This window comes from Clostridium sp. NSJ-145, from assembly GCF_021044725.1.
Lineage (GTDB): Bacteria > Bacillota > Clostridia > Clostridiales > Clostridiaceae > Clostridium > Clostridium disporicum_B.
This window is the reverse complement of the sequence record NZ_JAJNOS010000008.1, coordinates 153,845-168,573: the sequence shown is the minus strand read 5'-3', so window position 1 is coordinate 168,573 and position 14,729 is coordinate 153,845. Positions and strand designations below refer to the sequence as shown.

The window sequence follows — 14,729 nt, the reverse complement described above, 5'->3', positions numbered from 1 at the left end:
AATGCAAATCCTATTTGTTGCATAGGAATCACATTTTTTGTGAAGTTTTTCATATTATTACTATGCGCAAAAAAGGAAGTTCAAATTCGAACTTCCTTTTCTTTATCGGCAAATATCAATTTTTTTTTGATACAGCCCCATTTTTATACTATATTAAATGTTATACTCTCATAATCTTCATAGTTTACCTTCTTATAAAAACTCTTACTTAATACTAAAAGTCTATATTGCCCTTTTGAAAATGGTAAAAATGTATAGTAATTCTTCTTACTATATTCCTGAACTAAAACCCAATTATTTTCCTTCATCATGTAAAATTCATAACACACATTTTTTCCACCTTTACTAGTTACCTCAAATGTAACTTCTTCCCCAACCTTAATTTCTTTTTTGTTAGCTACAACCTTTGTGGAATTTACAGGCATTACATCTTTAACATAAATTATTACTTCTCTTTTAGAATCATATTCTTCAGTAGATTTAATATTTTTAGCATAAATACTAAAGGCATACTTACCTGGACACTTTGGTTTTACTCTAATAGCTTTATTTTCAACATATCCTGTATCTTCGACATCTTGTCCATTAATCTTAGTTACAAACCTTACTACGGTATCTGTTGTGTTCTGTATTATAGCCTCCATTTCTATAGTATCATTAACTAAATATATTTCTTTATTATTAGTTAATACATAATCAATATTAGCTGGAATATAATCATTACACTTTATATATATAGATGTAGAAGAATCAAAATCTTTAATAGAATATAAATCTTTTACCCTAACTTCTACTTCATATTCTCCCTTTTCTTTTGGAACGAAATTAATCCAATTATTTTTAATATAATCCATTTCTTCTTTTTGGATTCCATCTTTATATACTATAAATTTATAAAGAGCCTTGCATCCACCTTCACATTTAACATTTATATTAAATGGTTGATTAACAAGCGCTGCTCTTCCTTTATCACACTTAACTTCAACTATACGTACTGGTCTATCTCCTTTTTTATCTACTTGATATCCAATAGAATTTATGCTTTCATAATCACCTTTAAAAGAAATATCTTTCACTTTTAAAGTAATATTATATTTTCCTTCTTCTGATGGTTCCCACAAATATCTATTACTTCTTATATAACCACTATCTTCTGAAACAGGTCCTTCAATAATATATCTGTATACTAATTCCCTACCACCATCTACTAATGCCTCTAAATTGATTCTTGTTCCTGTAACCTGAGGTGACTCTATATCAGCCTTAAAATTTCTTATCTTTATTTTTTCATATGGCATTACATCATATACTATAAGCGCTCTATCATCATACTCCTTATTAGAGAAAATATCTCTTACATAGCATAATAGTTTATACTCACCTTCAACTTCTTCTTTAAATGACACTATTGATTTAGATGAAAAATCTTGAACACAAGTATATTTTCCTTCTTTATTAATCTTTACAAATTTATAAAGCAAAGGTCTATTTTCCTCATGATTAGTTTCAACTTTAAATATAAGTTCTTCATTTACTATCATCTTATGAGATAACAACTTAAAATCTGTTATTTCTATAACTTCTAATCCCTTAACATCTATTTTTAATCTTATATAATCATCTACATTATTAGTTGAATCAACCTTTTTACATTCAACTAATATTTCTTTATTACCAGGTTCAGTTGCAGTAAATACATACTTATTATCTGTTGAATAATCATTTAAAATTTCCCACTCATCTTTATTTTTCAGCCAAAATCTATATAAAAGTAATTCTTCTCTTCCTTTAACATTTATTAAAACTTTGTCTCCAACAGTTACTTTGTTTTTATCTATATCTACATTTTCTATTAACTTACTATCTTCAATAATATCGAATTCCAACCTTGCACTATAATCATACGGCTTTGTTGATCCTTTAACCTTTCCTTGGACAAGAATCATATGCTTTCCAGAATTTTTAGGAGTCCATTTACATATCTTTTTTTCTGAAAAGTCTTGTATTGGAGTCCATACTTTATTGTATCCTTCGATAAATTTATACTCTATATCATCTTTTATATTTAAATTAGCCTCAATATTTATATCATTATTTACATAAATAGGCCCTTTATTATCAAAATCTAATAGTAACTCCTTCATAAATTTCTCACCCCACCAAATTTCATCATTTTATTTTACATCAATTAACATAATTTCCTATTTTTAATTATACTCCTTATCCGTCGCAATAAAAATTGAAATTTGTCTATCAGCGATAAAAAAAAGAAATAACCTTTAGATATATTTCTACAGATTATTCCTTCAAATTACTTTTTATTAAAAATAATAAGTTTTTCTTCAATCTTTCATCATCTTCTGATGTTCTTTTTCTAGCATTAGGTGTTCTTCCACCAGCTTTTCTAATTTTTTGCGAGATATGTCTTTGCTCTAACATACCGCTAATATTCTCATTAGTATAAATAGTCCCTCTTGGATTTATGACATGAGCTTTTTTTCCAAGACATATTGCCGCTACTCCATAATCTTGAGAAACTACAATATCATTTTCCATACACTCATTAGATACCTTCATATCTACACTTTGAAATCCACTATCCACAATTTTCACATCACCATAATCCAAAACTATATAATGATGTATATCACAATATACAATTAGTTCTAAGTTATAATCTTTTGCACACCTTTCAATTATTGAAATTCCAGGACATGCATCTCCATCAACTATAATCCTCATAAACTTTCCTCTTTTATTTCAATTAACCCCAGTAGTTTATAATTATCCACAAACTACTGGGGTAATATTATAATTTTTCTATATTAATTGTTAATAGAATTTAGATTACTATTTTAATCTAGCTTCTAATTCTGCTTTTAATTCTTCGTATCCTGGCTTACCAAGTAAAGCAAACATGTTTTTCTTGTATGCTTCAACACCTGGTTGATCGAATGGGTTAACTCCTAGTAAATATCCGCTTATAGCGCATGCTTTTTCAAAGAAGTAAACCATTTGTCCAAAGTAGTATGGACTTAATTCCGGAATGTTTAGTATCATGTTTGGAACTCCACCATCACAGTGAGCTAATAATGTTCCATTGAAAGCTTGCTTGTTAACGAAATCAACAGTTTTTCCAGCTAAGAAGTTTAATCCATCAACGTTTCCTTCTGCTTCTTCTATAACTATTTCTTTGTTAGCTTTCTCTACATTAAGAACTGTTTCAAACATTATTCTTGTACCATCTTGGATAAATTGTCCCATTGAGTGTAAATCTGTTGAGAAATCTACTGCAGCTGGGAATATACCCTTTTGGTCTTTACCTTCTGATTCTCCGTATAATTGCTTCCACCATTCGTTAAAGTAGTGTAAGCATGGTTCATAGTTAACCATAACTTCAACTTTCTTACCTTTATTATATAAAGCATTTCTCATTGCAGCATATTGGTAGCATTCGTTTTCTTTTAATGATGGGTTTGAGTATACTTCTCTAGCATCTGCAGCCCCTTGCATCATTTCATCTATGTTAATTCCAGCAACGGCTATTGGTAATAAACCAACTGCTGTTAAAACTGAGAATCTTCCACCTACGTCATCTGGAACAACGAAAGTTTCGTAACCCATAGTATCTGCTAATCCTTTTAAAGCTCCTCTAGCTTTATCAGTTGTAGCAAATATTCTTTCTTTAGCTCCATCAACTCCATATTTCTTTTCCATGAAGTCTTTGAACATTCTGAAAGCTATTGCAGGTTCAGTTGTAGTACCTGATTTAGATATAACGTTAACTGAAACATCTAATCCTTCGATTGCTTCAAATAAATCAGTTATATATGTTGAACTTATGTTATTTCCAACGAAAAATACCTTTGGAGTCTTTCTCTTATCGCTTGATAACATGTTATAGAAGTTGTTAGTTAACATTTCTATAGCAGCTCTAGCTCCTAAGTATGATCCACCGATACCGATAACTATTAAAACATCTGAATTTGATTTTATCTTTTCAGCAGCAACTTTAATTCTTTCAAATTCATCTTTATCATAATTTACAGGTAGGTCTAACCATCCTAAGAAGTCGTTACCTGCTCCTGTTTTTTCATGAACTGTATCATGAGCATATTTAACCATACCTTCCATCATATCTAATTCTGAAAGATTAGCATATGGTTGAACTTTTGATAAATCTAAGCTTAAACCTTTATTCATTCTTTTACCTCCAAATTTTCTGGAATAATTACCATTTTAATTATATCATAAATTATTAAAACCTAATATTTTTTTCTAATATTTTATTACCTAATAAATACAAATAAAGATTTACATTTTATAAATTCTATTTACTCTATTTACTAAATATATTATATGTAAAAAAGAATTAAGTTATTAATCCAACAAAAAAGAGCTGTTCATAATAAACAACTCTTCATTAACACTATATCTTATAATCCTAAATTAGTTTTTACAGCTTCTATAGCAGCCTCATCTAATTTACTTGCTTTTCCAATTTCTCCATCAAGGTTTTTCCATACATAGTTATGTACTTCTACACCATTACTGAAGTCTCCTTCTTTCCATTTGCTTATTTCTTTATACAAATACCAATCAACTTCTTCTACCATACTCAAAGCTTCATCTATAGTTTCCATAGTAATTTTCTTTGTCCCATTTATTTTACCATCAATAGCTAATATTATAGTATTTGCCATATGATGAACATATTCATTTATTTCTATCATTCTCTGCTCATCAACAGTAATTGTGTGATTCTCATCTTGCGAAGGTTCTTCTTCAGAATCTTCTTTATTATTTCCTACAACTTGATTAGGTTCACCTTCCGGTTTGTTATATGTCGGTGCTTGAGATAAATCATAAAACTTCATTCCACTCCAAGCCATTCCACCTAAAATAACAACTATAGCTATAACAATACCAATTGCTTTTAATACATTTGAGCCTTTGTGTTCAGATTTTTGAACAACCTTCCAATCATCACTACTGTTAACATTCTGAGCATCACTAATACCTTTTTGTGAGATTTCTTCTACTGAATCTACTACATCATTATTATTTCCATCTATTACTTTATTATCTTTATCCATTTTCTCACCCCATACCTAATTTTTCCCACATTTATACTATAAAGCACATGATATGTCATGTCAATTATTACCATAATACCTTTTACAACAAAATACTACATTTAAAAATAAAGAGAACCCCTGAAATTATTTCAATGGTTCTCTTTTGTTTGATTTAAAATTTATATTTTATGTATATTATTCAAATTCAATAGTTGCTGGTGGTTTTCCTGTACAATCGTACATTACTCTGTTAACACCTTTAACTTCATTTACTATTCTAGTTGTTACCTTTCCAAGTACTTCCCACGGAAGATCTGCTGATTCTGCAGTCATGAAATCACTAGTAGTTACAGCTCTTAAAGCTATAGCATAATCATAAGTTCTTTCATCTCCCATAACCCCTACTGATCTCATATTAGTTAATGCAGCAAAGTATTGTCCTATTTCCTTATCAATTCCTGCTTTAACTATTTCTTCTCTATAGATATAGTCAGCATCTTGAACTATTCTAACTTTTTCAGCTGTTACTTCACCTATTATTCTTATTCCAAGTCCTGGTCCTGGAAATGGTTGTCTGAATACTAAGTGTTCTGGAATGTTTAGTTCAAGTCCCGCTTTTCTAACTTCATCCTTAAATAATAATCTTAGTGGCTCTATTATTTCTTTAAAATCAACGTGGTCAGGAAGTCCTCCAACATTATGGTGAGACTTAATAACTGCTGATTCTCCAAGTCCACTTTCAATTATATCTGGATAAATTGTACCTTGAACAAGGAAATCAACTGTACCAATCTTCTTAGCTTCTTCTTCAAATACTCTAATGAATTCTTCACCAATAATTTTTCTCTTAGTTTCTGGATCTTCTACTCCAGCAAGAGCTTCATAAAATCTTTCTTGAGCATTTACTCTTATGAAGTTTAAGTCATATTGACCTTCTGGTCCAAATATAGCTTCTACTTCATCACCTTCATTTTTTCTAAGTAGACCGTGATCAACAAATACACAAGTTAATTGCTTACCTACAGCTTTTGATAAAAGTACTGCAGCTACAGATGAGTCAACTCCACCTGATAATGCACATAATACTTTACCATCTCCAACTTTTTCTCTAACTTCTTGGATTGTCTTTTCAACGAAAGAATCCATTGTCCAATCTCCAGAACAGTTACAGATATTCTTAACAAAGTTAGTTAACATCTTAGTACCTTCTTGAGTATGCATAACTTCTGGATGGAATTGAACTGCATAAAGGTTCTTTTCTTCACATTCCATAGCAGCTACTGGACATACTGGAGTGTGTCCTATTATATTAAAGTTTTCTGGAGCTCTTTCTATGTAGTCAGTATGACTCATCCAACATATAGTTGAAGATTGTACTCCATCAAATAATTTAGATTTATTATTTACAGCAACTTCTGTCTTACCATATTCACTTACAGGAGCAGTTGCAACACTTCCTCCTAAAACATGAGCCATAAGTTGTGAACCGTAGCAGATACCAAGTACAGGTATTCCTAATTCAAATATAGCTTTATCACATAATGGAGAATCTTCTCCATAAACACTGTTAGGTCCACCAGTGAATATTATTCCCTTTGGATTCATTTCTCTTATTTTTTCAATGCTTAAATTATATGGATGAACTTCACAATAAACGTTACATTCTCTTACTCTTCTTGCTATTAATTGATTATATTGACCACCAAAGTCAAGTACTAATACTAATTCTTTATTCATTAAGAATCCCCCTAATGTATTTTTCTTTATTATCTCGTAAAATTGTACATTTTTCAACATAAATATGAACGATTACTTTATTTTTTTAAAAATAATTCGCATATATAACGTAACAAGAGAAAAAATATAAAAACTTTGTTTGTATATAAGCCTATATATCTTTTCTCCCCAATTTCAAATCTATTAATTTTAAATATAAATTATCTCTAAAACTCTATTTTAATAATTAATTAGAAACTATTAAATAGTCAAACTATTCACTTACACTGTAGTTTGGTGCTTCTTTAGTTATCTTTACATCATGTGGATGACTTTCTCTTATTCCTGAAGAAGTTTGGATAACAAAAGTTGCATTTTCATATAAGTCAACTAATGTATGTGCTCCAAGGTAACCCATCCCTGATCTTATTCCACCCATTAATTGATATAATGTATCTGCTACATATCCTTTGTAAGCAACTCTTCCTTCAATTCCTTCTGGAACAAACTTCTTAGTTCCATTTTGGAAATATCTATCAGATGAACCTTTCTCCATAGCCCCTAGAGAACCCATTCCTCTGTAAACTTTATATTGTCTTCCTTGATATATTTCTGTTTCACCTGGAGATTCTTCACAACCTGCAAGCATTGAACCCATCATACAAACAGATGCTCCAGCAGCTAATGCCTTAACTATATCTCCTGAATATTTTAATCCCCCGTCAGCTATTACTGGTATACCATATTTAACAGCTTCTTCAACACAATCCATAACTGCAGTTAATTGAGGTACACCAACACCTGCAACTATTCTTGTAGTACATATTGACCCAGGCCCTATACCAACCTTAACACAGTCAGCACCAGCTTCTATTAAATCTTTTGTAGCTTCTGCTGTAGCTATGTTACCAGCTATTATTTGAAGTTCAGGGTATTTAGCTTTTATCTTCTTAACACCTTCAATAACACCTTTTGAATGACCGTGAGCTGTATCTAAAGTAATTACGTCTACCTGAGCTTTAACTAAAGCATCAACTCTATCCATCATATCAGCTGTTATCCCAACAGATGCTCCACAAAGAAGTCTACCTCTTGAATCCTTTGCTGCATTTGGAAACGCCCTAACCTTTTCTATATCTTTAATTGTTATAAGTCCCTTTAAGTTATTTTCATTATCAACTAAAGGTAATTTTTCAATTTTATGAATCTTTAATATCTCTAAAGCTTGATCTAACGTTGTTCCTTCTGGAGCAGTAACTAATGGACTCTTAGTCATAACTTCTGAAACTAATCTATCATAATTCGTTTCAAATACTATGTCTCTGTTAGTTATTATTCCAACTAATTGAGTTCCTCTTGTAACAGGAACCCCAGATATTCTATATCTAGCCATTAAATCTAAAGCTTCTCTTACTGTATGATTTTCATTTAAGAAAATAGGGTCAGTTATTACACCATTTTCTTGTCTCTTAACTCTATCAACTTCTCTAGCTTGCTCTTCAATTGGCATGTTTTTATGTATAATTCCGATTCCGCCTTCTCTTGCCATAGCAATCGCCATCTTAGATTCAGTAACTGTATCCATACTCGCACTCATTAAAGGAATATTAAGAGTAATAGTTTTTGTTAACTTAGTTTTTAAACTAACTTGATTAGGTAACACTTCTGATTTGTTTGGTACTAATAATACATCATCGAATGTATAAGCTGTTTTTAGTATTTTTGCCATAATCCTTCATCCCCTTAAACATTTAATTATAAAAAAACAGACATATTATCTTCATTAAGTGAAGATAATATGCCTATGCTAAGAAATCCTTGCAAAAACAAGCTATATCAAACTTCACTTATAGTCGGAAATTTACGGCTTCCGGTAGATACTCCCCTCCATATTAGGGGGATATATAAGCAGTCTTTATTGTTCGTATTTTGTTATTGTTACTATTATAGTTTATAGGTATTATCTTGTCAATATTTGTTTCATATAAAAAGCAAGCAATATTTACATCAAAATTTCAATGTTTATACTGCTTGCGTTTAATATGTTAATTTTTAGTTAGAATAGGTCTGGTAGAGTTATACTCTTTTTAGTAGTATATACTTTAACATCCTTACTTTCTCCATTAATCGTAATGTTATTAGTATATTGTCTTTCAAAAATACTACTTTCTTTAGGTATCTTTCCTGTATATCTTATTAAAATTTGAGTATCACTTTGAATATTTTCATTTATTCTAATTTTATATCCAACAGCTTCATACATTACACTTATTTTATTCTTATCTATCTCCTGTAATTTAGCTTCACCAGAACCTTCAACTACTTTATATACCTTTATATTATTTTTTGAATCAGTATCTAGTAATTCATTAGCTACCTTTAATCTAATTTCAACACCATTTCCACTTAATTTAAAAGTAGAACCAAAATTAATATTAGCTTCAGCAGCCATTTCAAAACCATTAATATTTTCATTTATTAAAATTGAATTCCCAGAAACACCTTCATATAAACCGTGAGTCATATCTGCTATCTTTGGAACTAACTTAGCATAGACAATTTGTGAATTTTTTTCATAGTTTAATGTAAATTTATTTGTTGGCAATACTTCTGATATTGTATACCCCTCGCTTTCACCAATACTTACACTGTAACTACCACTTTTAACTGAGTTAAACCTCACTTGTCCATCACTTTCTGATACTCTTCCTTTGATTTGCTCACCATTAGTATTTTCTAATATAACTTCAGTATTTATCGCTAAATTTTCTCCATTTACTCCAGTTACTATAACAGTTACTTCACCTTGTTTACTATTAACTATAATTTTAGCAGTAGTTGTTTTAGTATTAGCTTTACTTGTATAGCTTATAGCAATATTAATTTCATGCCCTGCTAAAACATTTTTAGCAACTAAATCTCCTACTAAGTAAGTCTTATTATCTTCATTTATTATATTTATATTATTAATAGAAATATAATCAGAGTTATAACTTTCTTCAGCATTTATATTAGATATATAGCTATTACCATCTTCATTTTGCTTATCTAATTCTATCTTAACTTGAACACTTTCACCTACTAATGTTTCTATATTTTGTTCACTTGCTACTAATAGAGGATCTAATGTAGGTATTACTACATAATCCTTAGTTGTTTTAGCTCCTCTCTTATCCTCAGCTTCAATTGTAATAATCATTTCTTCATCTATAGATCCAAACTTATTTTTAGAAATAGTTATAGGAAAAGATGATCCCTGTGTTTTAAATTCACTTGGAATATTATTACCTGAATTTATACTTTCACCATTTAGCTTAACATTTGTTACTTTAACTAAATCGCCATCAATATCTTTTACCACAATATTAAAATTCAAATCAACATTAGGCGATATCTCTGTTATATTTTCTAATGCAGTTATACTAGGTTTATGATTAGCACCTCTTTCAGCTTTTACTATTGTATTAACAAATAGCCTTAACTCTGAATCTGGGTATTCTATAGCTTCTCTTTGATTTTCACCTGTTCCAGAAAAAGTAATATTCCCTCTAGAATAAGTATAATAATAATTTCGTGAATCATATTTATTTACTATACTATTTTTATATGCATTACTAAGACTTGAAATATCTCCATTATTATTTGTTAAATTAAATACCGGAACAACATCATCATCTTCAAAGTTAAGTTGTAAGTATTGTCCATGAGTTCTTCTAACTCTTATTGTTTCACCTAGACTAAATGGATAATTAGTTAGAAGTGTTTCATTTGTCTTATACACTTCTATACTATTTGTTAAATTAACCCCTTGAGAGCCATTAATTCCACCAGTTAAATTAGTCATTTCAGCTAAAGTTGCACCTGCTTCATTTGCATATGATTCCGTTGTATTATTAGTGGTTGGAACGTATGAATCATGTTCTATTTTCGTACCATCTAAATCTTTTTCTTCTGGGTTTAAAGGGTCTATATATCTAGACTGCCCTATATAATCTCTAAAAGTTTTAACCAATTCATTTGCTTTTCTAATATTAGCACCATACTGCCAAGTCTTATACCATATTGTATCATGTGTTAACATAAGTCCTTGACCTGTTGAAATAAATTCTTTAATTTCTTCTATTCCTTTCATGCTTATATTTTCTATAAAAGCATCTGCAAAGCCCATTATTACCATGTCATATTTGCTACCATTTAAAGAATCTTTACCAGGTCCTGCATAGTTTCCTTGATAGAAATCCTCATAACTTATTACTTCGACTATGATTTCATAATCTTGAACCTCTTTTTGCTTTAAAAGAGCCTGAAAAGCTGCATTAGTAGCTAAATTAAGATTCCCTCCCCTAGAACTAGCTGATGAATTTGCTCCACTATTCAGGTTTCCTCTTCCGAATGGTGAAATCTGCAATACATTAATAACTTGCTTTTCTTCTGTTAATCTTCTAAATAATATATTTCCATCAAAGTAAGATTTAATAGGTTCATAGTAATTTTCACTAATTTCTTTTACTACTTCTATTCTCCAATCTACATATCCTATAAATTGAGGATAATCATTATAAAAGTTATACTCTAACCTATATCCCTCTTCTGGAATTCTTACATTATTAACTTGTTTTACAATCTCTTCTTCCTTAAATAGTCCATCTCCATTAATATCTAAATATAAATTAATTTTTACATCCTCATCCATCACTGATGATTTAATATCAAATCTCATATTTCTTTTATAAACTGCACCTAAAATATCCTCATGTGTATCACCAACAGGACTTGAAGATATTGTTATAGGTCTTTTTACACTAATATTTGAATTAATATAATTTACATATTTCTCAACTATATTGTCTATAGTTATTCTTTTACTATTATCATTTGTGCTAACTCTCATATCTTTTACCAAGTTAACCTTTTGTTGATTCCACTTACCATCTTCATTAACTGTATAATTATATATTTTAAAGCCCTCTGAATTAGTTAGATCATTTATAGCTTCATCTATATATACAAGTTGGCCAGAGTTAATAAATTCTTCAATCTCACTTGCCTTTTTATCAGTTATATCATTTTCTAAAGCTACATAATCCTTAAACCATAAAATGTTCTCACCGTAATTAGAAACACTAAATGAATTATCTACATATCTCCCCACTACTATTACATCGTATTTACCATTTAAGTCATCTACTTTACCGATGAACTCTGCCATAGTCATGTGAGTTATTTCTACTTTATATTCATTGTCAAACTGGTTAATTAATACTTCTTCTGTTCCAGTTCCAACAGCTCCTGATTTCCTTGTTAATTTAAAACTATCTGCTGGTTCTATTTCTAATATTCTTATATCAGGTCCATTATATTCAGGTATAACTTCATTTTTAATAACTGTTATAGTTGGCATAGATATATCATTGATAATACTCTCATTATTAGATGATAGTATATTTTCAAATTCTATATTAGCACTCCTAAAAGTTAAGTCATTTCCATGAGTATTTGCTATTACCTTAAATGAAACTGTAAACTTATCAGCAATATATTTATCATTTACACTGTCATAAGTATATTTAATTTTATCTCTAAAATCTAAGCTATATTTTCCATCACTATCTTTAACTAATCCACCATCTTCAACAGCTGTGAACTTATCACCTAGATTAAATAATAATTTAGCATTATTAAAATTAATATTACCTGATTGTGATTTAACAAATTCTTTTGGATCAATTTCATAAGTTATTGTTATTTCATCACCTACATACGGATAACTAGGTGTATTACCTATTAGATTAGCTTGAATATCTAATTCACTTGAAGCAACAGTCCCAGTTACTTTAAATATATAGTTAACTACATTATTTGTATAATTAACTCCAACCTTAGCATTATTCCCACTTTCTAAAGGTGTACATCCATCAGGTAATGATTTAATTACTAGCTCATGATTTCCACTAGAAATATTATTGAATACTATACTACCTTCATTTAGTTCTCCATTTATTTCATTAGATAATTTATCTTTAATTACTATATTAGATAAATTAGTAATATCATTTCCTTCTTCATCTATCACCTTAACATTTATCTGACCTCTTTTTACATTAATAGCTAAACTATTATCTCCATTTATTGATGTATTAGCACCGTTTTGATTTAATATATAGCTATAATTTCCACTTAATATATATACCTTTTCATTATCAGTAGTTACCTCTTCATCATCACCAATTTCAAATTCATATTCCTTACTAATTGTTTTATCAACAGTTCCAAAATACAACTCTACACCATTTTCACCAGTAAGGTTAAAGTTGTTTGGTATTTTGATTGCATTGAACTTTGCATTATTATAAATTATTCCATCCATACCAGGATGAGTTAAAGTAACACTAGCTCTTAAAGTATCACCTATTAAATATCCATTTGAATCCTTATGAAAATCAACACCTAACTTTTGTGCTTCAGAAGCCTCAAAAGGTTTTATAGATATTGTAGTATTTTCTACTGGAATTTCTTTCTTATTCCCATATATATCTGTATATGTTAATTTATCATTACCTTTAAATAAATTATAATCTCCTACTTTATTGGCTCTTATAGTAAATTCAATTATTTGAGTATCTGCTGTATACCAATTACCTTTACCTAGAACATAATTTATTGGATCTACTTTTATTATATTTCCATTCCCATCATCTACTGAAAATCCATCAACAGCTTGTATACTATCTGATAAATTCAAATTTAACTGTGCATCTGAAAACGAATAACTTTTCTCTAAAGTATCAGCAATTTTACTAAATACAGAATCTATAGCACCTGTATCAGTAGCAAAAAAAGTGCTTTTCTCTCCTAATGTTATTCCTCCCATAGATTCATGGATAGTTTTCATTTTAATATTTGCATCACTATCTTCATCACCCAAACCATAACCAATGGTGAATACATTATATTTTTTATCCTTTATTATATTACCTATTGTAGTAGCATATCCAAGTGACATACCATCATTATCACTGCTACCCTTTCCTCCTACAGATTTATTATCATAATTCAATGTTGTATAATACTTATTTACTGTTTCAGTTACTTCTTTACAATTTTTATTCCATCCATGACTATATTTACATGGATTACTACTAGTACATTGAATTCTACCACATCCATTATTTTCAATTCCTGTACAATTACACTTCCAATAACTTTGATTTGTAGTTCCTTCATATGTATAATATGTAGGCTCTCCATCCCCCATAAATATTATAGCTTTATTTGCATCGGATTTTGACTCATAAAGCATATTAGCTCCTTTTCTTAATCCATCACCAGTATTAGTTCCTCCATCTGCTTTTAACCCTTCTATTTCTTTTATTAAATTCTCAACATTTTTTGAATTAACACTACTTTCATTTGTTACTTCAACTAAATCATATTCCTTTTTACCATTTTTACTATAAGTTATTATTCCAATTTTTAAATTACTTATCTTTGGTGTAATTTTATCATCTAATGTATCACTCATTGTATTTATAAAGTTTTTAGCCGCTATCTTTAAATTACTTATTTTAGTTCCCGCCATACTTCCAGATACATCTAAAACCATAACTATTTCTTTCGGCTTTGATAAATTATGTTGAAATGGATGTGGTACTATTTGATATCTAACCTTAAAATCTTGTCCTTCCATTGGATTACTGGGAGTTGTCCCTAAATAATTTATATCAATTTGTGGCTTAATAGTCTCAGAAGCATATAATTCAAGCTCTTCATCATGATTATTTTCATTTATATGTTGATGTTCTTCTACTTCATTAACAGTATCATCAGCCTTAACAATGTCCCCAGACATCCACCCTACAATTAAAAGAAAAATCAATAAAAAGCTAATAATTTTATTCTTATTTATTTTAAATTTATTAAACATTCTCTTCCCTC

At 29.4% G+C, this 14,729-nt stretch carries 7 protein-coding genes and 1 riboswitch; all 7 genes read right to left on the bottom strand.

Annotated features, from left to right (window positions below; genetic code table 11):
* Positions 1-143: 143 nt before the first annotated feature.
* Positions 144-2,144 carry a triple tyrosine motif-containing protein gene (locus tag LQE93_RS09110; RefSeq protein WP_231073106.1) on the bottom strand — a complete coding sequence of 667 codons (2,001 nt, stop codon included), beginning with the start codon at positions 2,142-2,144 and terminating at the stop codon, positions 144-146.
* A 154-nt stretch (positions 2,145-2,298) separates the two neighbouring features.
* Positions 2,299-2,742, bottom strand: a complete 444-nt coding sequence (locus LQE93_RS09105) for a YaiI/YqxD family protein (RefSeq protein WP_055266542.1) — start codon at positions 2,740-2,742, stop codon at positions 2,299-2,301.
* A 108-nt stretch (positions 2,743-2,850) separates the two neighbouring features.
* The gene (locus LQE93_RS09100; protein ID WP_231073104.1) at positions 2,851-4,203 is read right to left on the bottom strand and encodes a glucose-6-phosphate isomerase; all 1,353 of its coding nucleotides are present in this window, start codon (positions 4,201-4,203) and stop codon (positions 2,851-2,853) included.
* A 233-nt stretch (positions 4,204-4,436) separates the two neighbouring features.
* Entirely contained in the window at positions 4,437-5,096 is a 660-nt protein-coding gene (locus LQE93_RS09095) for a DUF6241 domain-containing protein (protein ID WP_231073102.1), read from the bottom strand.
* Between the two features lie 177 nt (positions 5,097-5,273).
* A complete protein-coding gene (gene guaA, locus LQE93_RS09090; protein ID WP_186838734.1) occupies positions 5,274-6,815 on the bottom strand; it encodes a glutamine-hydrolyzing GMP synthase in 1,542 nt (513 codons plus the stop codon).
* 253 nt (positions 6,816-7,068) lie between these two features.
* Positions 7,069-8,523, bottom strand: coding sequence for an IMP dehydrogenase (guaB, locus tag LQE93_RS09085; protein WP_231073101.1), 1,455 nt, complete (start codon positions 8,521-8,523; stop codon positions 7,069-7,071).
* A gap of 101 nt (positions 8,524-8,624) precedes the next feature.
* Positions 8,625-8,722, bottom strand: a riboswitch (purine riboswitch).
* 128 nt (positions 8,723-8,850) lie between these two features.
* Entirely contained in the window at positions 8,851-14,718 is a 5,868-nt protein-coding gene (locus LQE93_RS09080; protein ID WP_231073099.1) for a DUF5057 domain-containing protein, read from the bottom strand.
* Positions 14,719-14,729: the final 11 nt, after the last annotated feature.

What these genes read in the sequence shown, in the direction of transcription:
- LQE93_RS09110 (WP_231073106.1), bottom strand. Translation starts at nt 2,144, where the DNA reads ATGAAGGAGTTACTATTAGATTTTGATAATAAAGGGCCTATTTATGTA.
- guaB (WP_231073101.1), bottom strand. Translation starts at nt 8,523, where the DNA reads ATGGCAAAAATACTAAAAACAGCTTATACATTCGATGATGTATTATTA.
- guaA (WP_186838734.1), bottom strand. Translation starts at nt 6,815, where the DNA reads ATGAATAAAGAATTAGTATTAGTACTTGACTTTGGTGGTCAATATAAT.
- LQE93_RS09080 (WP_231073099.1), bottom strand. Translation starts at nt 14,718, where the DNA reads ATGTTTAATAAATTTAAAATAAATAAGAATAAAATTATTAGCTTTTTA.
- LQE93_RS09105 (WP_055266542.1), bottom strand. Translation starts at nt 2,742, where the DNA reads ATGAGGATTATAGTTGATGGAGATGCATGTCCTGGAATTTCAATAATT.
- LQE93_RS09095 (WP_231073102.1), bottom strand. Translation starts at nt 5,096, where the DNA reads ATGGATAAAGATAATAAAGTAATAGATGGAAATAATAATGATGTAGTA.
- LQE93_RS09100 (WP_231073104.1), bottom strand. Translation starts at nt 4,203, where the DNA reads ATGAATAAAGGTTTAAGCTTAGATTTATCAAAAGTTCAACCATATGCT.